The sequence below is a fragment of the Cellulosilyticum sp. WCF-2 genome (genome assembly GCF_003990395.1).
Classification (GTDB): Bacteria; Bacillota; Clostridia; order Lachnospirales; family Cellulosilyticaceae; genus Cellulosilyticum; species Cellulosilyticum lentocellum.
The window spans coordinates 2,051,543-2,078,111 of the sequence record NZ_CP034675.1 but is presented as its reverse complement, the minus strand read 5'-3'; the positions used below and the strand labels follow the sequence as shown (position 1 = coordinate 2,078,111).

The following is a 26,569-nucleotide window of genomic DNA, read 5'->3' as shown; positions in this document are numbered from 1 at the left end:
ATATAAACTATTCTTAAAGGAGGTAAACGATATGAAGCTCTCTGAAAACCCTGCTTTTCAAGGTGTTGATCAAGATTTTGTTAGTCGTTTAGAAACTATTTTGTCCAGTGCAAATTATAAAAGTAATGTAGAGGTATTGGGTCTTCTTATGGCTATTTCTAATGAAGCCAATCAAAAAAATATCCCCTTTACTCCTGAGATGCAACTTGCCATACTTCAATATTTTAAAAGTCAACTTCCTAAAAATCAAAGAGGACAATTTGATGCTCTCGTTAAAATGCTTTCTTCAAAAAAAGGCTTTTAACAAACATAGTATTGCTCTATAAAATAAAGGTGCTAATCTTTCATAGCACCTTTATTTTTTCTATTTTATTTAAAAACCTCTATAAGCTTTCTTTTACTAAAATGGTATCTCATCATATATATTCATTCCTATTGTTAAACACACATAAAAAGTAATGATTGCTAATAATAAAGTAGAAAATACAAACCCTTTACTGAAGACTCTTCTACCCTTTTGTTTTTTTCTAGCTTTCTTTTTTTGTTTTTGCTCTGCCATGCACTTATCCTACCTTATCTAAAACTTATCATTCTTATCCTAAATAGATAGTTCTTATTTTGCAAGCAAATCATAGTATGGTCATATTTTATTTGCAATTTGTTTACTTTCTATAACGTTCTATTTCTAATGGTTCATTGTTTGAAAAGAGATGAGGATTAATGGCTAGCATGTCATTAAGTAACGCTGCCACTCCCTGGGTCTCGCAAATACGAACTGTAGCATCACCAAACTTTCCTAGATGCATCACACCTTTTTCCTTAAAATAATCATCTACTTTCCAAAAATATTCTGACCAATGATCACCACAATGTCTTCTAGAAGGCACTGATAGCTCTTCTCCCTTTTCATTAATAACAACTAATGGCTCCATTTCATCTGTCAGACGTCCTTTAATATCTACCCACTCTTCTACGCCGTGTATAAAAGTATTTCTTCTAAGGTCCACTCCTAAAAGCATAATCTGTGCATTTCTATCTAATAATTTTCCCCAAGGAGACTGTCTTGCACAAGGCGTATGCCATAACTCATTATCTTTTATAAAATCTTCTTTATCTTGTCCTATGGCAGCTACTGAATGTGTAGGATGTAGCGATCTTACAACACCTGGCCTTTTTCTAAATAACTCTGGCAAAATGCCTACACATACCTCTGAATGAACTACATCAAATTTAGGATTTTCTGCATTAATATAAGACCACGTATGGGTAGGCAAGACCAATAGCCCTTCCTTCATGTAAATCATTAAGGCGTCTAATACGGTGTCAGCACCACCTTCTACTTCTCCTATACTCTTCATAGAAGAGTGAACTAATAAGGTGCCTCTTGGATTAATCTTTAATTTTTCTAGTGCTTGCAATAAGTCTTGCTTTGTGTAAGCCATTATTATCTTATCCTTTCTACTAGGTATAATATGTATCTTATGTCTACCATATCATGAGTCACCTTACTTAGCAAACTTTTCTAGCTATTCATTAAAATACTTTATATTTTTACCAAAAATTCTTCATCTTTTTCGGCTCTTTGACAGTTATTAATCCTTGTATTAAGATGAGTAATAAGATTAACACAAAGGAGCCTTATTATGAAAAAGTCAAATATATTAGTCATAGGAAGCTTAAATATGGATTGGATTATTGAAGTAGATCATACCCCTATAGCTGGTGAGACCTTACTAGGCCATTTTGCAAAAGAAGTTCCTGGTGGTAAGGGGGCTAATCAAGCTTATGCTGCTTCTAGCTTAGGTGGTCATGTGACTATGCTAGGCGCTGTAGGCAAGGACCCTTCCGGTGAAAAGCTCCTACAAAGCCTTCAAAAAGCAGGTGTAAATACCTCTCCTATTCAAGCAAATTCAGAAACGGGCTCTGGTATGGCCATTATCTATCTTAATAAGATGGGTAATAATTCTATCGTAGTACTCCCTAATGCCAATAACACAGTAACAAAAGAAGTGATCATGGCTCATGATGAGCTCTTTAAAGTAGCCGACATTATTATGCTACAATTAGAAATTCCTTTAGAAGCTGTCTATGAAGCTGCTACCTTAGCACACAAGTATCATAAGACCATTATCCTTAATCCAGCACCTGCCATTAGTCATTTACCTAATGAAATACTAAGTAAAATTGATTATATAACCCCTAACGAAACCGAATTGAGCACTTTAACAAATCAACCTGTTACTACAGTAGATGATGCTATTATTGCTGCACAAACTTTACTTCGCTCTGGTGTTAAACATGTCATTACGACTTTAGGTGAAAAAGGCGCCGTTTTAGTCACACTAGAAGAAGCTCGTCACTTCCCTGCACTCAGTGTCAAGGCAATCGATACAACTGCTGCTGGAGACTCCTTTAATGGTGCCTTAGCTGTTTATCTTGCTGAAGGAAAATCCATTGAAGAAGCTATTGTCTTTGGTAATCAAGTGGCTGCTATAACAGTTACTCGTGAAGGTGCTCAAAGTTCAATTCCTTTCCGAGAAGAAATACTACCCACTACAGAAAACTTATAAAATTTTATGATAATCTCATATCTATTTACAAAGTAAAAAGACATGTTACTTAAAAGTACATGTCTTTTTACTTTGTATTTTATTATTTAGCTACAAGGTTAACAATACGTCCTGGAACATAAATTTCTTTAACCACCGTCTTACCTGCTAACTTATCAGCAATAAGCTCTTTTGCTTTTGTAATTGCTTCTTCTTGACTTGCTTCTGGAGAAATCATCATACGTGCAGCAATTTTTCCTGTGATTTGAACAACGATTTCTACTTCATCTTCTTTCATTTTTTCTTCATCGTAAGTTGGCCATGTATTTTCAAATACACTGCCGCTTCCGCCTACTTTAGCCCAAAGCTCCTCACTAATATGTGGCACAAATGGTGCTAAAAGAATAACAAGAGCCTTAAGTGTTTCATTAGCAAGGCCTCCTTCTTTCTTTTGAAGGTCAAGAAGCTCATTAGTGTATTGCATGAAGCCACTTACTACTGTATTTAAGTTGAAGTTTTCCATACGCACTGTAATATCGCGAATAAGTTTATGGCGAATTCTTTCCATATCTTTTGTTTCAGCTACTGCAGTATTTTCATCCACTAATTTCCATACTTTATTAAGGAAACGGTAAACCCCTTCAATACCTCTATCATCCCATTCAGAATCAAGTTCTGGTGGTCCAATGAAGAGTTCATACATACGAAGTGAATCACAGCCATATTTTTCAACAAGCTCATCTGGAGAAACAACATTTCCTTTTGATTTACTCATTTTAGCGCCAGCTTTAGTTACCATACCTTGGTTGAAGAGACGTTTGAATGGTTCTTCAAAGTCTACTACTCCAATATCAAATAAAAATTTAGTATAGAAACGAGCGTAAAGAAGGTGAAGAACAGCATGCTCGATACCACCAACGTACATATCTACTGGTAGCCATTTTTTCATATCTTCTTTGCTAATAAGCTCCTCATCATTGTGTGGGTTTGGATATCTTAAGAAGTACCAAGATGAACCAGCCCATTGTGGCATTGTGTTTGTTTCACGTTTAGCTGGACCACCACATTTTGGACAAGTTGTGTTAACCCACTCATCAATAGCTGCAAGTGGAGATTCACCTGTACCTGTTGGCTCATAGCTTTCTACATCTGGAAGACGAATTGGAAGGTCTTCTTCTTTAACCCCTACAATACCACAGCAGTCACAGTGAACAACTGGGATTGGTTCTCCCCAATATCTTTGACGTGAGAATACCCAGTCACGAAGCTTGTAGTTAGTTGTTTTCTTACCAATATTTTGTGTTTCAAGGAACTCTGGAATGGCTTTTTTAGCTTCTTCAGATGGCATGCCATTGAAATCTCCTGAATTAATCATGACACCAGCTTCTGTGTAAGCCTCAGTAAGCTCTTCTTCTTCTCCTGACTTAGAAATAACCTGGATGATTGGTAAATCAAATTTCTTAGCAAAAGCAAAGTCTCTATCATCATGAGCTGGTACACACATGATGGCACCTGTACCATAGTCAGCAAGTACATAGTCAGAAATCCATACTGGAATTTTTGCTCCATTAAGAGGATTGATTGCATATCTACCTAAGAATACACCTGTTTTTTCTTTGTCAGCCATACGGTCTACTGATGATTTTGTAGAAGCATCAAATACATATTTTTCAACTTCAGCTTTTTGGCTTTCTGTAGTAAGTGCCATCACTTTTGCATGCTCTGGTGCCATTACCATAAAGCTTGCCCCATAAAGTGTATCTGGTCTAGTGGTGAAAACTTTAATCTTTTCATCTGTACCTTCGATTTCGAAGTCGATTTCAGCACCATAGCTTTTACCAATCCAGTCAGCTTGCATCTTTTTAACTTTTTCTGGCCAATCAAGACCATCTAAGTCATTAAGAAGTCTTTCTGCATAATTTGTAATTTTAAGCATCCATTGACGAAGGTTTTTCTTCGTAACGGTACTGCCACAACGATCACAACAGCCTTCTTTTACTTCTTCATTTGCAAGACCTGTTTTACATGATGGACACCAGTTGATTGGCATCTCTTTTTCATAAGCAAGTCCATTTTCAAACATTTTAAGGAAAATCCATTGTGTCCATTTGTAGAACTCTGGATCTGTTGTATTAACTTCCTTATCCCAGTCATAAACAGCACTGATATCGTGAAGTTGACGTTTGAAGTTTGCAACGTTTTCTGCTGTAGCAATAGCTGGGTGTACTTTCTTTTGGATGGCATAGTTTTCTGCTGGAAGACCAAAGGCATCCCATCCCATTGGGTGAAGGACATAGTGGTTTTGAAGAATTTTATAGCGGCTCCATACATCTGAAAGTACATAACCTCTCCAGTGACCTACGTGAAGACCATTTCCTGATGGATATGGGAACATATCTAAACAGTAATAAGGCTTTTTACCTTCTGTTTCAACATTAACTGGGTGCTCTTCCCAATGTTTACGCCATTTTTGTTCAATCTCTTTGTGATTGTATTGCATTGTTTTGCCTCCTTAGGTATTGTGTTTAAATCACTATAACATGTACAATTACTATTTATAATAGTGGCTATATAGTGATGTTTTTCCTTTAGTAAATAGCATCAAAAAAACCTTCCGACTCTTAGATATTCCAAGAGACGAAAGGTTCTATTTCCGCGTTACCACTCTTATTTGCAGGGAATCCCCTACACACTCAAACTTCTATAACGGGAAGACCCGCCATGACCTACTATGAGTTCAGCCTGGAACTTAGCGACGAGTTCACAAAATCCATTTTACTACTTCACACCACCCAGTAGCTCTCTGATAAAACGACTTTCCTACTACTTCGCATCATTGTTTTTAATGTATACTATTTTTATAAGGCAAATTTTATCATACTTAATGATGAAAAGCAACGGTTTATTGAGGATATTAACATAATGTAGTACACTTTATTCTTCATTTTCTTCTTCGTTTTTCTCTAGTGTCCTTTTTTTCTTATTATTTCTTTTATAAAGGTTAACACCAATTAGTATAACAGGGATAATTATGACAACAAAAGGTAGAAGTCCTGTAACTAAAATGATGAGCCCTTTACCTATTTCCATTAAGGTATTCATAGAGCCTTTAAACACTTCTTCTACTTGCTTACCAAAGGTTGGATCTACTACTTCTTCCTCTACTACTATTTCTTTTACTTCTTGCACTTGAATAGAAAGCGTACCCATATCTACTAAAGCATCATAGTGCTGAAGTGTACCACTTAGATTTTCTATTTCATAAGTAACATTACTAACTTCTTGTTCTAATTCAAATAGTTCCTGAAGCGTCCCTGATTTCTCTAGAAGTTTTAGTAAACGGTCATATCTTGCTTTTAATGTCTTTAACCTGATTTCTGTATCTACATAAGCACTTGTCACATCTTCACTATTGCAAGATAAGTAAGATACATTACCAAATTCACTTCCCCGATTGACAAAAACATCAAACTGGGCCTGTGGCACTCTCACTGTTAAAGTAGCTGTTCGGTTATTAGAATCCTTATTGTAAAAGCTACTTCCTTGAATATTCGAACTTTCTATGTAACCCCCTAAGCTGATTACACAGTTCGTTAAGCTTTCAACCGTTTGACCAAAGTGCTCTGTTTGAATCTCCATATTTCCTGTTTTAATCACTTTACGATTATACGTTGAGGTGGTATTAATTTTCGGATTCTCACCAGTATACCCCGCTGCATCTTGGACTGCTTTTTCTTCGCTAGTAACTGAAGATTCATTGCTAGTATAGGCTGCTTCTTCTTGTGGTGCTGCATAAGCATTCTCAGCAGGTACAGCAGCTGTTTCACTTGCAGACTTACTACCACAGCCATTAACTAATACCATGCTACTTATTCCTACTACAAACATTAGTTTTTTAAATTGATTTCCCCATTTTTTCATCACTTGACTCCCCCTCAATATTTATTTAATTCTTTAGACGTAAAAAAAACAACTGAGTTCCCCATTTTATTTAAATTTTCAAAAATATTTTATTTTTCATTAGGGATTCCACTTGCAACCCACATATATAGAAGTGTAAAAACAAATTAAATAACTTCCCACGGCATAATCACCGCAGCATCAACCTGAGGAACTGACCGGGTCGACCAAGTCTCAATCTATTGTTATAGGTACCTCTGGCTCTAAGGAAAATGTTCACTTGTGCGCTGACAGGGAGGCTCCACTTATAAGTTATCGAGTGCGTTTTTATATCTATAGCAGTACCAACAAACAAAGTTTCAAACCAGAGTCTTAAGGCCTAAGCTTCCTCTCATAAAGGTGCGCCGGCTAAGACTTTTAAGAGCTCCTCACTCATTGGTTTAGCTTTCATAATACCTAAAGTATACCTCTTCTTATAGCATCTATATGCTGAGGAGCCATTATTATGCCTTTGATGAGGCTTACTGAAGGAAAAATGAAAGTTAAACTAGAGTCTGGGAGACAAAAAGGGAATCATGCATGTATGCATGGTTCCCTTTTTGTCGTTTAGTTGATTTCAATCTTAATGTTCTACTCTTGTACTTGATCCTTAAAAACTACCTCTACTGATTCTACTTCCTCACAGCCCCTTAAAAAATTAAGGGCTGCTTCAGCTAATGCTCTATTACTTAATTCCCCTTCAAAATTATCTTTAAAATCTTTATCTATCTCTTTATCTTCTATTTCAAAAAATGCATTCACCCACTGCATCCATCCTGGCCTCCTAGCTTCTGCTGTACCCTCACTAATCAACTGGACTGGATTAATATCTTTGCGGCGATAAATGCCTAGAAAAAAGCCTATCAGTATCATATTGCAAACCAAGTTAGACCCTCCATAGGAAACAAAAGGCATATAAGCGCCACTTACACTTGGAAGAATCCCTAAGTTTAAGAGTATACTCAATATAAATTGTACACTGAATAAGCTACTAATACTGATTAATAAATCATGTCCATACCCTTCTCTCACCTTAGCTGCTGTTTTAAAGCATCTTATAAGAAGTCCTATAATCATACACACCAAAATAATAGCTGGTAATATTCCCAAAACACCAATCATAAAATTAAGGATATAATCCGTAACCCCCATGCTTCCATAAGGTGATACCACTTGCGCTACTCCTGATTGCTCTAATGTATAAAATAAACCATCATTTCCTACAAGACTTGCACCCTTACACATATTTCTAAGCTGTATCGTAAGCCATCCATCTCCCATAGGGTCAATACTAGGATTGAGCCAAGCCCTTATACGATCCACCCGTTGAGGGGCCTCTATTATCTTTTTAATAAAGAAGGTTCCCGCCACTCCTAGTATAGTAATCCACACGATGAAATGATGCTTTTTTATCGATATCAGCTTTAAACAGTTAGGATAATGTCTATAGAAAATCCCCACTAGCACAATAAAAACGATTATCCCTTGAGCAAGATTCCCTCTCACATAAAATATTGTAGGAAGCATCATCAGCACGAATAAAAGCATAGCGCCAGGCTTTCCTTTCTTACTCCATTTTCTTGCTAATCCTATATAACTTATTATAATGAGTGGGGAGACTAATACCGCTGTTTCAAGCTGAAAAACACCTATTCCTAACCATTTTTTTGCTCCATGGAAGATACCTATTCTTATCCATTTTTTTGCTCCATTTAATTCATATCCCCATAAAAAAGTTAGGATAAGTAAAACCAGTGCTACTACATATAAAAGTAACGAATATTTCTCTATCCTTTTATAATCCATAAAATACATACCTATTAAACCAACAGCACCTATTACTATACAGATAAATTGCTTGTGCAAGTAACTTGTCCCTTGCATATATGTACTAAAATAATACTCATAAGTAAACATAGTAATTAAACTAATTCCCAGAAGACCTACTATAAGTAAGACTGTAGGCCACTCTAACCTCGGCTTATGCATTTTGTGAAGACTCTTACCGATCTCCACGCTCTCTCCCATTTGTCTTACTGCTTCTTCATAAGCCTTATCCTCTGTGTATCCTTCTTCCTCCATTAATGTTTCCTTTAAAGATTCAATATGGTCATTTAATTCTTGAGCTATTTGAGGATGCATCTTTTTATATCTTACTTGCTCTAATACTTCTTTAAGAAAAGCATCTACATAATGGTTCACTAAGTACCCCTCCCCCTATTACCTTTCTTACACCTTCAGAATAAAGCTGCCACTCTTCTTTCTTCTCTTTAAGTCCCTTTTTTCCTGCTTCTGTAATGCGATAATATTTACGCTTTCTAGCCGACTGGGTATCTTCCCAATAAGCCTCTATCATCCCTTCATTTTCAAGAGCATGCAAAATAGGATACAGGGTTCCTTCCTTAAGTGTAAAAAGGTTGTCGGTTCTTTGCTCTAATGCTTTAGTGAGCTCATAACCATACTGGTCCTTCTCATTTAATAGTTGTAAAATGAGTAAGGTAGTTGTTCCCTTAAGTAATTCTTTGCTAATCGCCATCTCTATACCTCCCATTACAATACATCGTAAATCTATGTATAGATTACTATATCTTTTCAAAAAATGCAACAGTTAAAAAAAGTCTTAGTTTTATGTACTGAGAAGACGCTTTATATCTTTTTTAGGAAATAGATAGACATTATAAAAGTTCAACTAGAGTGCATATTAAAAAACAGCCACTCTAAGAAGATTAGCTGTTTTTTTTGTGTTTCTATAACTTAAAGAAAAGCGTAGCAATATTAAAATACACTAAAATAGAGCATGTATCCACAATGGTTGTAATTAATGGTGCTGCCATAATAGCTGGATCTAACTTACATTTTTTAGCGATAAGCGGTAAGATGCATCCTATCACTTTTGCCATAACGATTGTACATACTAAGGTACATCCAACGACTATAGCTAATGTTAAATCACGATACATTAAAAATATTCTAAGTCCATTAACAGTGGCTAATACCATACTCACTATTAATGAAATACGAAACTCTTTAAAAATAACTTTAAAGAAATCCTTGAACTTAATCTCATCCAAAGCTAACCCACGAATAATCAATGTAGAGCTTTGTGACCCACAATTGCCTCCTGTATCCATCAACATAGGAATAAAAGCAACTAGTAATGGAATAGTGGAAAAGGCTCCTTCATATGTGGTAATAATGGTACCAGTAATAGTAGCAGATAGCATAAGCACTAAAAGCCATAAAATACGATGTTTTGCATGATTTAATACAGAAGTTTCAAAATAGCTTTCTTCGCTAGGGCTCATAGCCGCCATCTTAGTCATATCTTCTGTTGTCTCTTCCTCTATAACATCCATAGCATCATCAACGGTTACAATTCCTACCAGATACTGCTCTGTGTCTACTACAGGTATAGCTAAAAAGTCATATTTTCCAAACATCTTAGCCACATTTTCTCGGTCCTCATGGGTATAAGTCCAGATGACATTGGTCTCCATAATGTCTCCAACCTTATCTTCATCCTTTGACATTAATAAATCTTTAACTGATACTAAGCCAATAAGCTTGCGGTTTTCTGTTACATAACATGTATAAATCGTTTCTTTGTCTATTCCTTCTGTACGAATACGTTCAATTGCCTCTGACACACACATATCTTTTTTTAAATGAATATATTCAATAGTCATCATGCTTCCAGCACTATCTTTAGGATAGTTTAGAATAGTATTAATACTATTTCTAGTTGCTTCATCTGTATTTTTCAAAATACGTTTTACCACATTTGCCGGCATTTCTTCAATAATGTCTACTGTATCATCTAAGAACATTTCATCCATTACTTCTTTAAGTTCCTGATCTGTAAGACCCTCAATAAGCAATTTTCTCGTTAAACTATTCATATAAGAAAAAGTTTCTGCTGCTGCTGCTTTATTAAGTAATCTAAAAGTAATAAGTAATTGTCTTTCCTCTAATGCTTCTAAAAGCGTTGCTAAGTCTACAGGATTCATCTCATGAAGCTGCTCTTTTAAAGTAGAAAAATCCTTTTGATTGATTAATTGTAAAATGATTTCTTTATTCATTTTTTGTCCTCCTCTTTACACTTTGAATTTATATTCATCCTGTAAGCGCAAGACATGTTCTTCATAAAAAATACTAATTCTTCTATATCGGCCAAAGAACGGATGGTTTCTTAGCCACATAGAATCTCTTCTTTTTCCTATTCCGATTTATGCCCTGCCCACTACATTCACCATCCATTCTCCTCACCTCTCTTTTATCACTTTTATTTTGGCAAATAAAAAACCACGCCAAAGCATGAACACTGGCGTGGATCTATATCAATCATCACTTTATAATAGAGTCTAATTCTACTATACTACCGTTCAAACTTTAGCTTCACAGGGCGCAATGACTGGAGTCATCTTGAAATTGCATTAGATTATGCCTTGGATTCGACATAGCCTGCTAACCAACTAATAGTGTCTCCACTATTTCGCGGCAGCAATCCTTATCCCTGTGGTAACCTTATCTACCGGACTATTCAATTCTCTTCCAATCTATACTTAAAAGCCATCTTTGTCAATGTTATTTTATGTAAATCTTTTTATTTCTTTCATCCCCAATCCTTTCCCCTAACAGTCTTATATAATCATCTTTTATATAATATAAGCGTTTATACCTTGCATATCAACTTTATACCATAAATCACTTGTCCCTACTAAATCAACACTCTGCACTGATTCTTTAGCATAGACCTTCTTAACAAGAGATGAACTTGCTGTAGGGTTTGATCTCACATTAAGTACATTTACTAAAATAGCGCTTTATTAGATTAATCTTATACTATTTGACACCGTAAATATAAAGCTTTAGATAACGCTCAAACAACCTTATTTTAACTTATATGAATGATAAATCATCATTACAGTCTGTATAAGCCAAAGGAATCCTACAGGTAAACAAATAACAGGACTCACTTCTAATCCCATAATCAAAAACCAACAAACTACAAACACAATCACGTACACGACTATCATACTACTCATCGTTTTAAAACTTGCTTTTCCTGTTTCGATTTTCTCACATTCGTCTAACTTATCAAAATAGTCTTTTTTGAAACCTGAATTCATAGGGTCTGAATCAAGCTCAGGCCTTACTTTCTTTATAAGCGAGATATTCGCTACCTCTCCCATAAAGGCTAACACCGCATTCATGATAAACAATACAAAATACACAGATGCCAAATCTTTTTGTAGATTCACACCAAACGCTGTGAAGTTGAGAATCGCACACACTGTAGAAAAAGTCATCACAATGCTCATTTTATTTTCATTTTTATCAAATAAAGAGCCTTCATCATTGCTATAACCATCTTTTTTTAATAAATTGTTAAAATAAAAATATCCCACCATTCCAATAATGCCACATACTAATGCAATCCAGTAAAGGTTTGGAGCAAACTGATTAAATGCTGCCTTAATAGCTGTTGGCTCACTCCTATTCATCAGTATTTGCATGCCACTTCCTAGTATAGCACCACCTAAACCACAAAGTGCAATCACCCCTAAACCTTTTCTCCATTTATAATCTCTCATACTTCTTCCTCCTCCCAACTAAACAAATCTTCAACTGTCTTACCAAAAATCCGTGCAATACGTAGTGCTAATACCACCGATGGATGATAATCTCCACGTTCAATGCTACTGATAGTCTGTCTTGATACCCCACACAGTTTACCAAGTTCCGTCTGGCTAATGCCCTTCTCTTCACGATACATCTTCACACAATTTAGTAATGGCATAATCCACCTCCTTTTGACAACTATTCTTGTCATAATTACATTATATTTTTGACAACTATTCTTGTCAATGACAAATTAACTTGTCACTAGAAAAAGATTAGCCACTACATAGAAAATATTTTCCATTATAAATATAAACTTATAAAGATATACTACATTTAAGCACGCTTATAATCATATCACCTGTTATTTAGGAGGGATTCATATGGCTAGTTATACTGGTACTGTTAAATGGTTTGATAATGAAAGAGGCTATGGTTTTATCTCAACAAATGATGGGCGAGATGTCTTTGTCCATCATTCTAAGGTAAAAGAAAAAAACTATAATAAAGATTTACATGAAGGTGAAAGTGTGAATTTTGATATCATTCAAAATGATAAAGGTTTAGCTGCCTCAAATGTTCAAAAAATATAATTCAAATTAAAAGGAGTATGTCATGCATAAAGTTCACTATAATGTATCAGGTTTACAAAATTCCGAGACAAAAACTCAAGTCAAAAATGCACTAAGTAAAATAGATGGGGTTTCAATGGTTAATGTTGATTTAGGTGAATGCTCTATAGAGGTAGGCTTCAACGATTCTACCAATGAAAGCACCATTAAGGCATGTATCGAAAACACTGGCTGCCAAATCGAATAGTAAGAAAATATTAAAAACCTACAATCACTATAGATTGTAGGTTTTCTGATTCTATATCTAACTTACTATTCCTATATCATCTTTATTCTGATACTAATACTTGACGCACGGTTTAGGACCCCCTCTAACAATTGCTTGTTGTTACTACACTAAGGGCGATAGCATAATCGTATGTTCTTTCGTCTCCCATTATACCTAAAGAGAAGTAAATTGATATTAGAAAAGTAATGGTTTTCAGGTTTATTAATAAAATGTTTTATTATAGACGCCATTTTTAAGAGTACTTTGACAATTCTCCACTATATATGTTTAACTTATCTATATGAAGCACTATTAAAGGTCTTCTAGATAATATACAAATTTTATACAAAAAGGAAATTAAAAAATGAAAATTGGATTTGATAATCATCGGTACCTAACTATGCAATCTGAACACATTCGCGAGCGTATTAGTCAATTTGGTGACAAACTATATCTAGAGTTTGGGGGGAAGTTGTTTGATGACTATCACGCATCACGTGTACTTCCAGGCTTTGCTCCTGATAGCAAACTTCAGATGCTTATGCAACTATCGGACCATGCAGAAATCATCATTTCTATCAATGCCGCCGATATCGAAAATAATAAAGTAAGACATGATCTAGGTATTCCCTACGACCAAGACGTTCTACGTCTTATTCAAGTCTACAGAGAAAAGGGGCTATATGTTAGTAGTGTAGTGATTACACGTTACACGGGACAGGCCTCTGTAAATATGTTCCAATACAAATTAGAAAACATGGATATTAGGGTATATCATCACTATTCTATAGAAGGTTATCCTAACAATGTATCTCACATCATCAGTGATGAAGGCTATGGCAAAAATGATTATGTAGAAACAACTCGTCCATTAGTTATTGTTACTGCACCAGGACCAGGTAGCGGTAAGATGGCTACTTGCCTTTCTCAATTGTATCATGAAAATAAACGTGGTCTAAAAGCTGGATATGCTAAATTTGAGACTTTTCCAGTTTGGAATCTTCCTCTAAAGCATCCTGTAAATTTAGCTTATGAAGCAGCCACAGCGGATCTTAATGATGTCAACATGATTGATCCTTTCCACTTAGAAGCCTATGGCATAACTACAGTAAACTATAACCGCGATGTTGAAATTTATCCTGTACTAGCAGCCATGTTTGAAGGTATTTATGGCAGTTGCCCATATGCGTCTCCAACAGATATGGGGGTCAATATGGCCGGCAACTGTATTATCGATGATGAGGTATGTCAAGAGGCTTCTCACCAAGAAATCATCCGTCGTTATTACCAGTCTATGAACCGCTTAATCAAAGGTGAAGCTACCAAAGAGGAAGTATACAAAATCGAACTATTGATGAAACGAGCTAAAATCACTACTGATGCTAGGTTGGTTGTACCTGTTGCTAATGCATTAGCTGCTGAAACTGGAGCTCCTGCTATAGCCCTAGAGCTTCAAGACGGCAGCATTGTCACTGGCAAGACTGGTGATCTTCTCGGTGCTTCTTCTGCTGCTTTATTAAATGCAGTTAAAATACTAGGAGGCATTGATGATGCCATTCATCTTATCTCCCCTGACTTTATAGAACCCATTCAAACCCTAAAAACGCATTATTTAGGTAGTAAAAATCCTCTCTTACATACAGACGAGGTTCTAATTGCACTTTCTATGTGTGCTGCCACTGATCCAAATGCCAAATTAGCATTAGAGCAACTTCCAAAACTAGCTGGCTGTCAGCTCCACGCTACTGTAGTCTTATCTCCTGTCGATATGAAGACTTTCAAGAAGCTTGGCATTGAGCTTACCACTGAAGCAGTTTATAAGAACAAACCTCTATAATGCTTTCTCCATTACTTACACCCGGTAGATTGCTCTCATACTGGGTGTAAAAAAGAACTGGGCACTTATTTTAGTGCACCAGTTCCTTATCAACTATCTCTTTTCATATGCCGCTACTGCTTTATTGTATTCATCAGGTTCTGCAATCTCTTCTATAATCACGTCTCCATCTTCAGCATTATAATAACGGTAAATATATACGCCTTCTTTAATTTCATCCTCTTCAATTAAAGACACCGCCATATACATTTTGCGTCTCACCTCAAAGGTATCCATAATTGCAAACTCTCTCTCCGTTCCATCTGATACAGGAATACTGATTACTTCATATTCATTCATTACATCGTCTCCTATTATTATACGCTAATCTTTAAGTAACATTATATTCTACTGATAAAACAATTGCAATTATGCCATTCTATTTCTTAAAATCAATCATTTCTTCTTTATCTAAATAAACAGTGGTTTCACCAATCTGTGTCTGAGCAATAACCTTTCCTTTTCTTATAGAATAAGCTACTGGTACTTGTCTTCTTACGGCATCATACCCATTCTCTGCTGGAAGAATAATGAGGTTAGCCGGTTTGCCTTCTTCAATGCCATATTGATCTTGGATATTTAATGCTTTTGCACTATTTTTTCCGATAAGCTTAAGGCTTTCATTAATTTGGCCATAACCCATGATTTGGCAGACATGTAAGCCCATATGAAGCACTTGAAGCATATTGCCTGTCCCTAATGGATACCATGGGTCAAAGATATCATCATGACCAAAGCATACATTAATATCTGCTTCTAGCATTTCTTTCACTCTCGTAATCCCACGACGTTTTGGATAAGTGTCAAAACGTCCTTGTAAGTGAATATTCACCAGTGGATTAGCTACGAAATTAATGCCTGACATTTTAAGCAGCCTAAACAGCTTATAAGCATATGCTCCATTATAAGAATGCATGGCTGTTGTATGACTTGCTGTTACTTTATGTCCCATTTGATTTTCATAAGCTTTAGTAGCAACTACTTCAATAAAACGTGATTGTTCATCATCAATTTCATCACAATGTACATCAATTAAAACATCATATTTTTTCCCTAGCTCAAAGATTTTTTCAATAGAGGCTACCCCGTATTCTCTAGTAAATTCAAAGTGTGGGATGGCGCCAATAACATCTGCCCCTAATTTTAAAGCTTCTTCTAGGAGCTCTAATCCATCAGGGTAAGATAAGATTCCTTCTTGTGGGAAAGCAACGATTTGCAAGGTTACGAAGTCTTTTAGCTCTTCTCTTAGTTCTACTAAAGCTTTAATGGCTGTTAATTCTGGATCTGTTGTATCTACATGGGTACGAATAAACTGAATCCCATTAGCCACTTGCCATTTAATGGCTTGTCTTGCTCTATTTTTAACGTCTTCTTTATTTAAAGCTTCTTTTCGCTCTGACCAACATTGAATACCTTCAAAAAGTGTCCCGCTTTCATTCCATCTTGGCTCACCTGCTGTCAAGGTTGTATCTAAGTGAATATGTGGTTCTACAAAAGGTGGTACCACAAGCCATCCTTTTGCATCAATGATTTCTTCATGCTCTCCTACTTCTATCATAGGAGCAATTTCAGTAAAGCACCCATTTTCAATTTTAATATCTACTAACTGAGCCTTATCTTCTAATTTCGCATTTTTAATAATCATATCGTTTCTCCTTATCTATTTATTAATTGACTGATTCATTTCCTAAAGAACTTACTACTATTTATTTTCCTCTTATCCTTCATCTCTATACTATTTAGGATATAAGTAAAGCGAAGTACTCTTTGCGTTCCTTGGTACCTCGCTTCACTTATATCCTCTATTTTTCTTTTCGATTGCTAAAAACCACTGTGAGCATAGCGTAACTGATTACAGATGTTACGACTGCATTAATAGGGGTAATACCTGGTAAGAAATGTGCTGCCAGTACACCTAATGCCCATGCTATGATTCCAATCATATTAACACCTTTAAAGCTTGCTTTTTCAAAAGCTTCATATTTGCCTTTATTGATAATAAAGTAGTCTGCAATGATTACCCCACCAATACTTGGCATAAAGGTATTGAGTAAGTTGAGCCAGCTCATAAAGTTGTTATAAAGAATTACCGCAAGTAGTGTTCCTACTATCCCATTAATAATCACTAGTTTACTTTTAGGTTGTTTGGTAATATTTGAAAAGCCAAGCCCTGAAGCATATAAAGCATTATCATTAGTTGTCCATATATTAAGCCCTAGTACAATAATAGCTGGTACGATCAGCCCTTGAAGAAACATGACTTCTGAAATGTCTGCTTCTCCTGTTACCATGGCACCAATAGCACCAAAGATAAACATTAATGTATTTCCTACTAAGAAGGCAATGACTGTGGTACTTACACCAATGCGTTTACTTTTTGCAAAGCGTGTGAAGTCTGGTGTTAAAGTTCCTCCACTAATGAAAGACCCTACTACTACAGCTACAGCGCCACTCATTGTCATAGATTCCTCTGGCGTAATAGCGGCAAGCCCACTTATTCCTCCCACACTATTAATAGCCATTCCTACTGATGTAGAACCTAAAATAGCAATGGCTGGTACTGCAATAGCACTTAATATCATAAGGGATTTCATCCCGAAGTAAGCTGTTGCTGTCATTAAAAGACCTGCTATAGCTACTAATACCCCTACACTAACCCCTGTTACTTTAGAAACTGGAATAGCGAACATGGCAACGCCTACACCAAACCACCCAATTTGTGTGGCACCTAATAAAAAGGATACTAAGTAAGACCCTTTTTCACCAAAGGAATAACGTGCTAATAGGTGAGTTGATAAACCTGTGTCTCCTGCAATGTAAGCCAGTAATCCTGTATAACTACATAAGATGACATTTCCAATAAATACGGCTACAAAGAACTGCTTTAAGTCCATACTTGTTCCTAATGTACCACCACTTAGCATACTTGCTGAGAAAAAGGTAAACCCTAGCATGACCACTAACATGGCTAGAAAGCCTTTCTTATGACTTGCTGATACTACTCCTAATGAAAAATCGTGATCTTCATGTTGTTTTTGCTTCATCTGTACTCTCCTTATCTCAAGTACCATAAACAGAAAAAGAACCCCTTAGTTTGACCTTTAATTGTAAACTAAGGGGCTCTACTTCTAGAAGAGCCCCTATCTCATGGAGCTCTTCTACCGATCCGTTTACCTTATAAGCCTCACTGGACTTAATTAAAGGTACTTTATTTTTTTGTTTTATTTAATATAACATTTATGTTAACTTATGTCAATTTCCATCTTTTTCATTTTTCATTGTTTAACTACGAAGAATGTTATTTCTGCTTAATCCTTCAAACACTCTAGTTCCTCTAAGTACACACAATGCTTTATTGTATTATTTTTTATAGCTTCTATACATAGTTCATAATCCATCCACATAACTGCTTCTATCTCTTCTTGTTGTAACTTAAGCTTGCTTAAGTCAATGTCATTTCTTTTTAATCTATAAACCCTTGTAATCTGATTGTCTATAAACGCTTTGCCATAAAAAATATTCGTTTCTGCTATGCGCCTAATCATACGCTCTTCTAGTTCTTCTGAGGAGGCTTTTATACCTAGCTCTTCTTCTAATTCACGAAGTGCTGAATCTACATAGGTTGAACCTGCAGGTATATGTCCTGCTGAGGATATATCATAGCAACCTGGATGGGAATCCTTGTCTTTACTTCTTTTTTGAAGTAAAACATCTAATCCCCCCTTACCATTATCTCTTACAATCCATACATGAGATGTTCTGTGTAAATCTCCCTCAGCATGTACCTTACTTCTTTCTTTTATAATGCCTGTTGGCTCTCCATTTTCATCTACAATATCAAGCATTTCCATGACTCATCCGCCACCACCTATCTTATAGATTATTATTTATTTGCTATCTTATAAATCTCATACATAGCTTTCTCATCTAATACCTTAAAGCTTCCAATGGTACGTGTTCCATAAAAGGCACATCTTCTTGCTAAATCTCTCAAGCTTTCTTCATCTTGAATACCTATTCCTAATTCACTAAAACAAGTTGGTGCACCAATTGACTTAAAATAGCCTACCAATTTTTCTATGGCACGTACAGCACATTTCTTAGTATCTTCTTCTTCAATCCCCCATACTTTTTTACCAAACTGAGCAAAGCGTTCTGGATTTTCCTCATAACAATAATTTGCCCATGCTCCCCATATGGTCGACAAGCTAGCGCCATGTGCCACATCAAATTTACCACTTAATTCATGACCTAATTGATGAGGTGCAAAATCACTTACTGCCCCTAAACCAGTAAGTCCATTATGAGATATGCTACCACACCACATGAGTTCACTCATGGCTTCGTAATCATAAGAATTCTGTAGTGCTTTTTCTCCATAGCTAATCACCGTTCTAAGGAGTGCCTCTGCTACTTCATCCGTAAAAGTATTACCTTTGGTTGGTGTAAAATAACGATCTAGCGTATGCATCATAATATCTACTATACCGTATGTAATTTGCTCTTTAGGTAAAGTATAAGTGATTTCAGGATTCATAATGGCAAATTTAGGGCGATTAAAATCTGTACTTAAACCACGTTTTTCACCTGTCTCTTCATTGGTTAAAACAGAGGAATTACTTGTTTCACTCCCTGCTGCTGATAAAGTAAGTATACAGCCTACAGGTAAACTTCTCTCTACCACTTGCTTACGCAGCCAAAAGTCCCATAGTTCCACCTCTGGATTAGCTACACCATGGGCAATCGCTTTTGCAGTATCAATCACACTTCCTGCGCCTACGGCTAAAATAAAGTCGGCTCCAAAAGCTTTGGCTTCTTCTATAGCCTTCTTAGCAAAGCCTAAACGAGGGTTGGGTTGTACACCTCCTACTGCTTTATAAGGTATATTCTCCTTTTTAAATTGCTCTAAAACTCTATTTAATAGGCCGCTTCTAACAACACTGCCTCCACCATATACGATAAAAATACGGTTTCCTTCAAACTTTTTAATAGCTGCTGTAACTTGTAACTCTGTATCCTTCCCAAAAATCACTTCTGTTGGTGCCCAGTAAACAAAATTATTCATGTCATTTTCTCCTCTGCCCTTTTGGATTTTATTACACTCATTGTTTCTAACATTATTATATCATAGGGTTTTATTTTCTTGACACTATTAAAGCATCTACCACTTCTTAAAATAGTGTGACAATACCCAAAAAGAAAGCCCAATGAACACTTTGGAGCTAAGTGTTTATTGGGCTCTTTATAAAACTTATTATTTTACTATATACCCAGCTATTCCTCTAAAGGTTTGTAGGCAAACCACCAAGCATAACTATTATAAAGCTTCGAATTTTCTTCAGCTTCATAAATATCTGTAGCTGGTGGAATAATCACCTGTTCACCTATGAGCTCATTATTTGGCCAGTTAGCTGGCATGGCGACTTTATTAGCATCAGCTACTTGAAGGGCTACTAAGGCTCTTATAATCTCCTCCATATTTCTACCAACCTCTGCTGGATAATATAAAATAAGCCTTACTTTGCCTGTAGGATCTACATAATAAACAGCTCTTACTGTTTTAGTACCTGTTGCAGTTTGTATCATTCCCAATCTTTTAGCCACATTTCCTAAAGGATCTGCAATAATAGGAAATGGTATACTTACCCCTAAGTTGTCCTTAATCCAATTAACCCATTCAATATGTGGCTGTACTTGGTCTACTGATAAACCTAGCAAATCTGCATTTAACTTTTGAAAGGTTGGATAGTTTTCTGCAAATGAAACAAACTCCGTGGTACACACAGGTGTAAAATCCCCTGGATGACTAAATAAAATAAGCCATTTCCCCTCATAATCATCAGGTATTACCCTTATACCATGGGTTGTCTGCACTTTCATTTGTGGCAGCTGATCACCTATTAAAACAAAGTTATCTGGCATTGCTAAACCTCCCTTATATATGCCCTCACAAGATAGTCGTCTTGTGTCTCTTAGCATATATATGAGACATTAAGCTTTTCCTATGCCTTTAACTTTTGTTGGTAACGTGCCACAAAATAAGCCGCTATGGACCTTGGGACTTTGATTAAAAGTTTGTTTTGTATGCCTGGAATAATTACTTTCTTACCTTTTTGCAGTCCCTCAAAAGCCTTTTTCGCGACAAACTCCGCAGACATGGCAAAACCAGCATCTATTCGCCCCGCCGATTTAGCGAACTGCGTTGCTGTTGCCCCTGGGCACAAGCTAGACACTGTCACACCATAAGGCTTTAATTCCTTATAGAGTGCTTCTGATAACGACAGGACATAAGCTTTAGTTGCATAATAAACAGCTGTATAGGCACCTGGATGATAGGAGCCTGTAGAAGCTACATTTAAAATTTTGCCTCGTCTTCTCCTTTTCATTTCTTTTGCGAATTCATAAGTAAGCTCTGTTAAGCTTGTCATATTTAATGTCATAAGTGCTTCTATCTTTGTAGCGCTGCACTCACAAAACTCACCTACATAACCAGCTCCTGCATTATTAATGAGTATATCTACTGAAAGTTGCTGCTGCTTTATCCATAAATAAAGTGCCGCTCCTGCCCCTGCCTGTGATAAATCTTGTTTGCAAATGACTACCTTCAAATCCGTTCTTTTTCCCTTTAATTGTTTTTCCAAAGCCGCAAGCTTGTGTTCATTTCTTCCTACTAAAATGAGTGAATAACCCTTATCCCAGAATATTTTAGTTAAAGCTAGACCTATCCCACTTGTAGCGCCTGTAATTAGTACATAACCTTGCATTTCACTTACTTCCTCCTTATGAGCTTTCTTTAGTACTCTGCTTACTCTACTACTATTTTTACAAAGCCTTCTATTTACAAAAAGCTTTAATCTCTTAACCACTAATAAGCATTATATCACAAACAACCTTCTTATTTTATTATTCATGTAACGACTCTTTCACTATAACTTAATCCTATTTCACTTGCTTTTTTTGCCACTATTGTTATACTAATTATATAACAATTATCTTAAACGTTCAGTTTCTATGATCTAAAGCAACTTCTTAGATATTCATACTCACTCTTTATAAAAACTGAATCACTATCTTTCAATTTTGAATCAAAGGAGGCTTTTATGCTTATAGAACTCGATTTTAATAGCGAAAAACCTATTTATGAACAACTTTACGAAGCGATCATCTTAGCTATGGCTAATGGTGAGTTAGCGCCTAATGAATCTCTCCCTTCTGTTAGGAGCTTAGGTGAAGAGATTGGCATTAACCTGCATACTGTTAATAAAGCTTATAATTTACTCAAAGAAGAAGGCTATATTCAGATGGACAGACGAAAAGGTGCTCTTGTAAGTTCACTTCCTATTCAGGCCTCACCTAAAACTGAAGCTGAATTAGAGGACGCTTTTGCCCTACTTACTGCTAAAGCTAAGCTAATGGGCCACAATGAAGCTTATTTGCTAAACCGCCTATCTCATTATTACAAGCAAACAGGAGGTGTTCAAAATGACTAATACAACCTTTACTATTTTATCCGTTATTGGAACTAACGTTATCCTTTATATTCTTTTTATATTAACACCTTATTTTTCTACTGCTGATACGTATATGGGGGTTTTCTTAGAACATGCTTATCGTCAAACACCTGAAGCCAAAAAAATCCTTAAAAGTTTTCTTATTCATACAACCATTACTTTTATCATAACAACGCTTATGATTTTATTACTACTCATTAAAATACCCGTTTTAAATCATAGCCCTTTATTGGGGGGTATTCTTTTATTAGAAACTTTATTATACTTTGTTGTTTATGGTAAGTCTTATGCGCAAACAAAAGCTTATAAGAAAAGTTTAAATCTGCCTCAACCTACAGGCGGTAAACTTCTTATTGATACTTCTTTTATGGAGCAAAAAAATAAAATTAAAATGATTTATAAAAAGCTTTTATATATCCCACTAGTAATTGGCCTTTTTCTAGGAGCTTATACACTTTACCACTATAATGAAATGCCTCAGCTTATTCCTACTCATTTTAATATCGTAGGTGAAATTGATGGCTGGGCTAATAAAAATATTGCCACAGCACTTTTCCCTTCCGGCATGACAATACTCATCACACTTCTTTTTAGTTATAGTTTAGATAGCGCCTTTAACAAAAGAAGCAAGCTGAGCAAAGAACAGTTAGAAAAAGGGAAGACTGTTATTTTGAAATATCTTAAATGGAGTGCACTTACTATTCTTATTTTAGTTTTTGCCATTACGTCAATGATGATGGGCATTGTTTTTTCTACCGTTCAAGGAGTAACTTTAACTCCTATTTATAACTATCTTTCAGTAGGCGCTATTTTCTTAAGCGTTATTTTAATGGGATATAATAGCTATTGCTATAAGCGAAATCTTCCCTACAAGGAGGAAAATGAAGCTTACCTTCCTCCTGAAGAACAAGATGATTATTGGCTTTGGGGACTATTTTATAATAACCCTAATGACCCTGCTGTTTTAGTCGCTAAACGTCATGGTCTCGGCTGGACCATCAATATCGGTTCTTTCAAAGGAAAGCTGATTATTTTAGTCACTCTTTTAGTGATTATTGGTGCCATTATTTTTTCCTCTTATTAAACACTATTGTTTATCTTTTTAGTCGATTTATAAATACAATCAATAAGCTCGCTAACTTAACTGATAGTTCATAATAAGAGGTTATGCTGATAATGCTTTTAAAATCTTTATCATTGGCATAACCTCTTCAATTTATTTATCCTCTTTTTTCTTTTTTATCGTTTTAAGGATTATTTCCTCGGAAATAATCAAAATTTCTTAATTTCTTCCCCTTGGTGAATTTCATTCATAATCTTTGCCCATAAATCTAAATGATAGTTATTACTTCTTGGCATTGCATCAGGATTACTATAACCGGTCCATATAGTTGCTGCATAATAAGGCGTATAGCCTACAAATAGTAAATCTGTATTATTACTAGCAGTACCTGTTTTCCCAGCTATAGGCATCTGTTTAAAGTGATTTCTAATCTTACCACCTGTATGAGCACTTGGCCCATCTACTACCTCACAGAGCATTGTTGTTAGTTGCCCTGCTGCTTCTTGGCTAAGTACCTGATGACTATTTTGCAACTCACCTTGTGTACGATCTAGTAATATATTGCCTTCCCTATCTTTTACTACTGTATAAAAACTAGGTGCTAGATAAGTACCTTCATTGGCAATAGTCGCATACGCTGCTGTTAATTCTAAAGGTGTAACGCCATCTGTTAAACCTCCCATACTCAGTGCATAAGTTTTATCTTCCTCTCTAAGTGTAGTAAAACCAAATTCCTTTAAATACTCAAAAGATTTGTCTATACCCACTTGCTCTACTAATACCTTGGCGGCTATCACATTCATAGAATTAGCAATTGCTTGAGTTATGGTATAGGAGCCTTGATATTGACCATTCCAATTCAGTGGAGTCCAGCTCCCCCCCTCCTCTATGGTGAAGCTTACTTTTTCATTGCTAATCACCGTATCTGGTGTAATTTTCCCTTCATTTAAGGCTGGTGCATACGCTGCTAATACTTTAAAAGTAGAGCCTGGCATACGCTTTGCCTGCGTTGCATAATTAAAGCCATGATAGTACTTCTCTCCTCTACCTCCGTATAAAGCTTTAACAGCTCCTGTTTTATAATCAGTGACGACAAAAGCGCTTTGTGGCTGTGGCATAGTAATCAGATTTTCACTCACTATTGTGTCTCCTTGTCCTATATGCCATTTTTCAAGTTGCTTTTCTTTAAATGCCGGAATATCCTCTTGGCTATTTAAAATGATACTTTGTACCTTCTTATCAAACATTGTTCCATTAGCTTTTACACCTGCTATACTATACTCTACTTGTATTTTATAAAGACTCTCTGGATAATTACTTTCATCAGCCATATATTTTTCTACAATACTTTGCACTCTAGAGTCTAATGTTGATTCAATCTGAAGCCCATCACTATAGATCTTGGCTTTTGCTTCTATCTCTGAAATATTATAAACCGTTTGTAAATCTTCTAGTATTTGCTTATATAGGGCATCCACAAAATAGCTCTGTATTGCTTCCTTAGGAGCTCCCTCTAATAGTTGTTGGAGTCCTTCACCTAATCTCTCATAAGGCTTTTCCAGTAATGCCTGCTCTTTTTCCTCTGCTGTGAGGTAGCCCGCCTTTTCCATTTGTTCTAAAACCTGTTTAACTTTTTCCCAGTTATTTTCAGGGTGAGTATACAGACTATAATAGGTAGGTCTTTCCGTAAGTACTGCTAATGTAGCCCCTTCTACTAAGCTAAGCTCTGATGCTGATTTCCCATAATATTGATTTGCGGCTGCTTCTATTCCTACAATATCTGCACCAAAGCCCATGCTATTTAAGTAATATTCTAAAATAGTATCTTTCGAATAAAGCTGTTCAAACTTAATCGCTAAATACTGCTCTTGTATCTTTTTTTCTAGACTATTTCCTTCTAGGGCGACAGCATCTTTAATTACTTGCTGGGTAATGGTACTAGCCCCATCTGATAATGACCCAGAACTAAAATTATTAACGACAGCACCTAATATCTTTCTTATATCAATGCCATGATGTTCATAAAACCTACTATCTTCAATAGTAATAACTGCTTGTATAACGGATGTTGGTATTTCTTCTATTCCTATATAACTCCTATTATCTGCAGCTGAGAATTCATCTATTTTTTCCCCTAACACATCATATATAATAGAATTAGCTTTTATGGGCTGCGTGATGTTGACCTCACTTATATCAGGTGCCTTACTTATAGTTTTAGCCACATAAACTATGATACCTATCAGTATTAGTAATAAGCCCCCTAATACGATACTAACCAGCACACGCCTGGTCTTTGTCTTTTTAGACTTTGTTCTCTCCATCTATTTTCCTTCTTTCCTCTCTATTTCATCCCTTCGAATAGTATATTCACTTCATTATCAGCTTGGTTTATAACAAATCATGTGCATAGGCTTTAATAGGTGCTTTTCTAAGTAGGGCATAAGCTAACACATAAAATAAAGTACTATAAACTAGTTGTCCCCAAAAACTAATTATTGGCTTAATCACCATCAGCATACTAAGCATAAATAAAGCTGTCATCTGTGTATGAAATAAAATTTCAGCAATAAAGCTCAGGGCTAAAAAAATGGGTAAAATGCTTAAAACACAAATGGCTGAACTTGCTTTTAAGCGATAAAATAAGCTGCCAATTAAAGATCCTAGGGCAAAAACAAATAAACCTATCCCAATCTCTTCTTTTATACTCGAGACAAATATACTTCCAAATTGAAGATTTTGAAATTCCTTCAAAGTATCATCCAAAAAACCATTTTTCACAGATGCTGCTGGACATAGATATCTCGCTCCTAAAGTAAATAGGCTAGTAATGCCACCATTAATACTTTCTAAAATGATGATTCCTACTGTTCCTACAAGTAGCATTTGTCTTAGATTATTTTTACGATTAGCATAAATACTAATTATGCCTGGATATTCATAATAGCTAAAGCTCATCCCTAATACAAATAAGTAAATGCCCGTTATAATATAGGGTGTTGAAAAAACTAATTTTGCCTGGGCCCTTGCACTTAAATCTAAACCTACATAAGCCTCATAAAACTTCATCAGTGTTATGGCCATTAAAATACTTCCTAATATCAAAACAATGAAGCTTCGTTTAAAAAAAGCTTTAATAAAAAAAGCATTTTCCTGTTTTCCCTTCATA

Annotated in this window: 26 protein-coding genes, 1 riboswitch and 1 other annotated feature; of the genes, 7 read left to right on the top strand and 19 right to left on the bottom strand. The window is 35.7% G+C overall.

What is annotated here, in order from left to right:
- Positions 1–31 precede the first annotated feature (31 nt).
- Positions 32–304, top strand: coding sequence for a hypothetical protein (locus EKH84_RS09170; protein ID WP_127066044.1), 273 nt, complete (start codon positions 32–34; stop codon positions 302–304).
- Between the two features lie 96 nt (positions 305–400).
- Here EKH84_RS09170 and EKH84_RS21975 read toward each other — a convergent pair whose 3' ends face one another.
- Together EKH84_RS21975 and EKH84_RS09165 are read right to left on the bottom strand one after the other, a co-directional pair.
- Entirely contained in the window at positions 401–559 is a 159-nt protein-coding gene (locus EKH84_RS21975; protein ID WP_013656344.1) for a hypothetical protein, read from the bottom strand.
- Positions 560–662: 103 nt separating this feature from the next.
- On the bottom strand, positions 663–1,442 hold the full coding sequence (locus EKH84_RS09165) for an AAC(3) family N-acetyltransferase (protein ID WP_127066043.1): 780 nt from the start codon (positions 1,440–1,442) through the stop codon (positions 663–665).
- Positions 1,443–1,643: 201 nt separating this feature from the next.
- Here EKH84_RS09165 and rbsK point away from each other — a divergent pair, with 201 nt between their 5' ends.
- A complete protein-coding gene (gene rbsK / locus EKH84_RS09160; protein ID WP_127066042.1) occupies positions 1,644–2,570 on the top strand; it encodes a ribokinase in 927 nt (308 codons plus the stop codon).
- 82 nt (positions 2,571–2,652) lie between these two features.
- On the opposite strand, the gene leuS is transcribed toward rbsK, so the two are convergent.
- From leuS to EKH84_RS09120, 8 genes are all read right to left on the bottom strand, one after another.
- Positions 2,653–5,049, bottom strand: a complete 2,397-nt coding sequence (leuS, locus tag EKH84_RS09155) for a leucine--tRNA ligase (protein WP_127066041.1) — start codon at positions 5,047–5,049, stop codon at positions 2,653–2,655.
- Between the two features lie 130 nt (positions 5,050–5,179).
- Positions 5,180–5,395 (bottom strand) — a binding site (T-box leader).
- 88 nt (positions 5,396–5,483) lie between these two features.
- Positions 5,484–6,470, bottom strand: a complete 987-nt coding sequence (locus EKH84_RS09150; RefSeq protein ID WP_127066040.1) for a DUF4349 domain-containing protein — start codon at positions 6,468–6,470, stop codon at positions 5,484–5,486.
- A gap of 609 nt (positions 6,471–7,079) precedes the next feature.
- Positions 7,080–8,690: an FtsW/RodA/SpoVE family cell cycle protein gene (locus EKH84_RS09145; RefSeq protein WP_127066039.1), complete on the bottom strand. Its 1,611-nt coding sequence runs from the start codon at positions 8,688–8,690 to the stop codon at positions 7,080–7,082.
- Positions 8,662–9,024 (bottom strand): PadR family transcriptional regulator, encoded by a 363-nt coding sequence (locus tag EKH84_RS09140; protein ID WP_013656338.1) that lies wholly within the window; start codon positions 9,022–9,024, stop codon positions 8,662–8,664. Before EKH84_RS09140 ends, EKH84_RS09145 begins: the two co-directional genes overlap by 29 nt.
- 211 nt (positions 9,025–9,235) lie before the next feature.
- Complete coding sequence (gene mgtE, locus EKH84_RS09135) at positions 9,236–10,567, bottom strand: magnesium transporter (protein ID WP_127066038.1); 1,332 nt, start codon at positions 10,565–10,567, stop codon at positions 9,236–9,238.
- Between the two features lie 287 nt (positions 10,568–10,854).
- Positions 10,855–11,031: riboswitch (M-box (ykoK) riboswitch) on the bottom strand.
- A gap of 112 nt (positions 11,032–11,143) precedes the next feature.
- Positions 11,144–11,284 (bottom strand): hypothetical protein, encoded by a 141-nt coding sequence (locus EKH84_RS22940; RefSeq protein ID WP_190283549.1) that lies wholly within the window; start codon positions 11,282–11,284, stop codon positions 11,144–11,146.
- A gap of 93 nt (positions 11,285–11,377) precedes the next feature.
- Positions 11,378–12,082, bottom strand: a complete 705-nt coding sequence (locus EKH84_RS09125) for a DUF3169 family protein (RefSeq protein ID WP_127066037.1) — start codon at positions 12,080–12,082, stop codon at positions 11,378–11,380.
- Positions 12,079–12,288 (bottom strand): helix-turn-helix transcriptional regulator, encoded by a 210-nt coding sequence (locus EKH84_RS09120; protein WP_127066036.1) that lies wholly within the window; start codon positions 12,286–12,288, stop codon positions 12,079–12,081. The genes EKH84_RS09125 and EKH84_RS09120 overlap by 4 nt, the downstream gene beginning before the upstream one ends.
- A 205-nt stretch (positions 12,289–12,493) precedes the next feature.
- Between EKH84_RS09120 and EKH84_RS09115 the strand changes: the two genes are divergently transcribed.
- The 3 genes from EKH84_RS09115 (at position 12,494) to EKH84_RS09100 (ending at position 14,787) form a co-directional block, all read left to right on the top strand.
- Complete coding sequence (locus EKH84_RS09115; protein ID WP_127066035.1) at positions 12,494–12,703, top strand: cold-shock protein; 210 nt, start codon at positions 12,494–12,496, stop codon at positions 12,701–12,703.
- Positions 12,704–12,725: 22 nt separating this feature from the next.
- A complete protein-coding gene (locus EKH84_RS09110; protein ID WP_127066034.1) occupies positions 12,726–12,929 on the top strand; it encodes a heavy-metal-associated domain-containing protein in 204 nt (67 codons plus the stop codon).
- Positions 12,930–13,314: 385 nt separating this feature from the next.
- Complete coding sequence (locus EKH84_RS09100; protein WP_127066033.1) at positions 13,315–14,787, top strand: DUF1846 domain-containing protein; 1,473 nt, start codon at positions 13,315–13,317, stop codon at positions 14,785–14,787.
- A 93-nt stretch (positions 14,788–14,880) separates the two neighbouring features.
- On the opposite strand, the gene EKH84_RS09095 is transcribed toward EKH84_RS09100, so the two are convergent.
- The 7 genes from EKH84_RS09095 to EKH84_RS09065 form a co-directional block, all read right to left on the bottom strand.
- A complete protein-coding gene (locus tag EKH84_RS09095; RefSeq protein WP_127066032.1) occupies positions 14,881–15,126 on the bottom strand; it encodes a DUF1292 domain-containing protein in 246 nt (81 codons plus the stop codon).
- Positions 15,127–15,205: 79 nt separating this feature from the next.
- The gene (locus EKH84_RS09090) at positions 15,206–16,471 is read right to left on the bottom strand and encodes a cytosine deaminase (protein ID WP_127066031.1); all 1,266 of its coding nucleotides are present in this window, start codon (positions 16,469–16,471) and stop codon (positions 15,206–15,208) included.
- A 157-nt stretch (positions 16,472–16,628) separates the two neighbouring features.
- A complete protein-coding gene (gene codB, locus EKH84_RS09085) occupies positions 16,629–17,870 on the bottom strand; it encodes a cytosine permease (RefSeq protein ID WP_127066030.1) in 1,242 nt (413 codons plus the stop codon).
- 264 nt (positions 17,871–18,134) lie between these two features.
- A complete protein-coding gene (locus tag EKH84_RS09080) occupies positions 18,135–18,677 on the bottom strand; it encodes an NUDIX hydrolase (RefSeq protein WP_013656315.1) in 543 nt (180 codons plus the stop codon).
- A 32-nt stretch (positions 18,678–18,709) separates the two neighbouring features.
- Positions 18,710–19,891 (bottom strand): iron-containing alcohol dehydrogenase, encoded by a 1,182-nt coding sequence (locus tag EKH84_RS09075; protein ID WP_127066029.1) that lies wholly within the window; start codon positions 19,889–19,891, stop codon positions 18,710–18,712.
- Between the two features lie 209 nt (positions 19,892–20,100).
- Positions 20,101–20,748, bottom strand: a complete 648-nt coding sequence (locus EKH84_RS09070; protein ID WP_127066028.1) for a peroxiredoxin — start codon at positions 20,746–20,748, stop codon at positions 20,101–20,103.
- Between the two features lie 80 nt (positions 20,749–20,828).
- Entirely contained in the window at positions 20,829–21,590 is a 762-nt protein-coding gene (locus EKH84_RS09065) for an SDR family NAD(P)-dependent oxidoreductase (RefSeq protein ID WP_127066027.1), read from the bottom strand.
- Between the two features lie 336 nt (positions 21,591–21,926).
- Between EKH84_RS09065 and EKH84_RS09060 the strand changes: the two genes are divergently transcribed.
- On the top strand, positions 21,927–22,316 hold the full coding sequence (locus EKH84_RS09060) for a GntR family transcriptional regulator (RefSeq protein ID WP_013656304.1): 390 nt from the start codon (positions 21,927–21,929) through the stop codon (positions 22,314–22,316).
- Positions 22,309–23,421, top strand: a complete 1,113-nt coding sequence (locus tag EKH84_RS09055) for a DUF1648 domain-containing protein (RefSeq protein WP_127066026.1) — start codon at positions 22,309–22,311, stop codon at positions 23,419–23,421. Before EKH84_RS09060 ends, EKH84_RS09055 begins: the two co-directional genes overlap by 8 nt.
- Before the next feature lie 188 nt (positions 23,422–23,609).
- Here EKH84_RS09055 and EKH84_RS09050 read toward each other — a convergent pair whose 3' ends face one another.
- Both EKH84_RS09050 and EKH84_RS09045 read right to left on the bottom strand, forming a co-directional pair.
- Complete coding sequence (locus tag EKH84_RS09050) at positions 23,610–25,724, bottom strand: transglycosylase domain-containing protein (protein WP_127066025.1); 2,115 nt, start codon at positions 25,722–25,724, stop codon at positions 23,610–23,612.
- A 67-nt stretch (positions 25,725–25,791) separates the two neighbouring features.
- The gene (locus EKH84_RS09045; RefSeq protein ID WP_127066024.1) at positions 25,792–26,568 is read right to left on the bottom strand and encodes a hypothetical protein; all 777 of its coding nucleotides are present in this window, start codon (positions 26,566–26,568) and stop codon (positions 25,792–25,794) included.
- Position 26,569 lies beyond the last annotated feature (1 nt).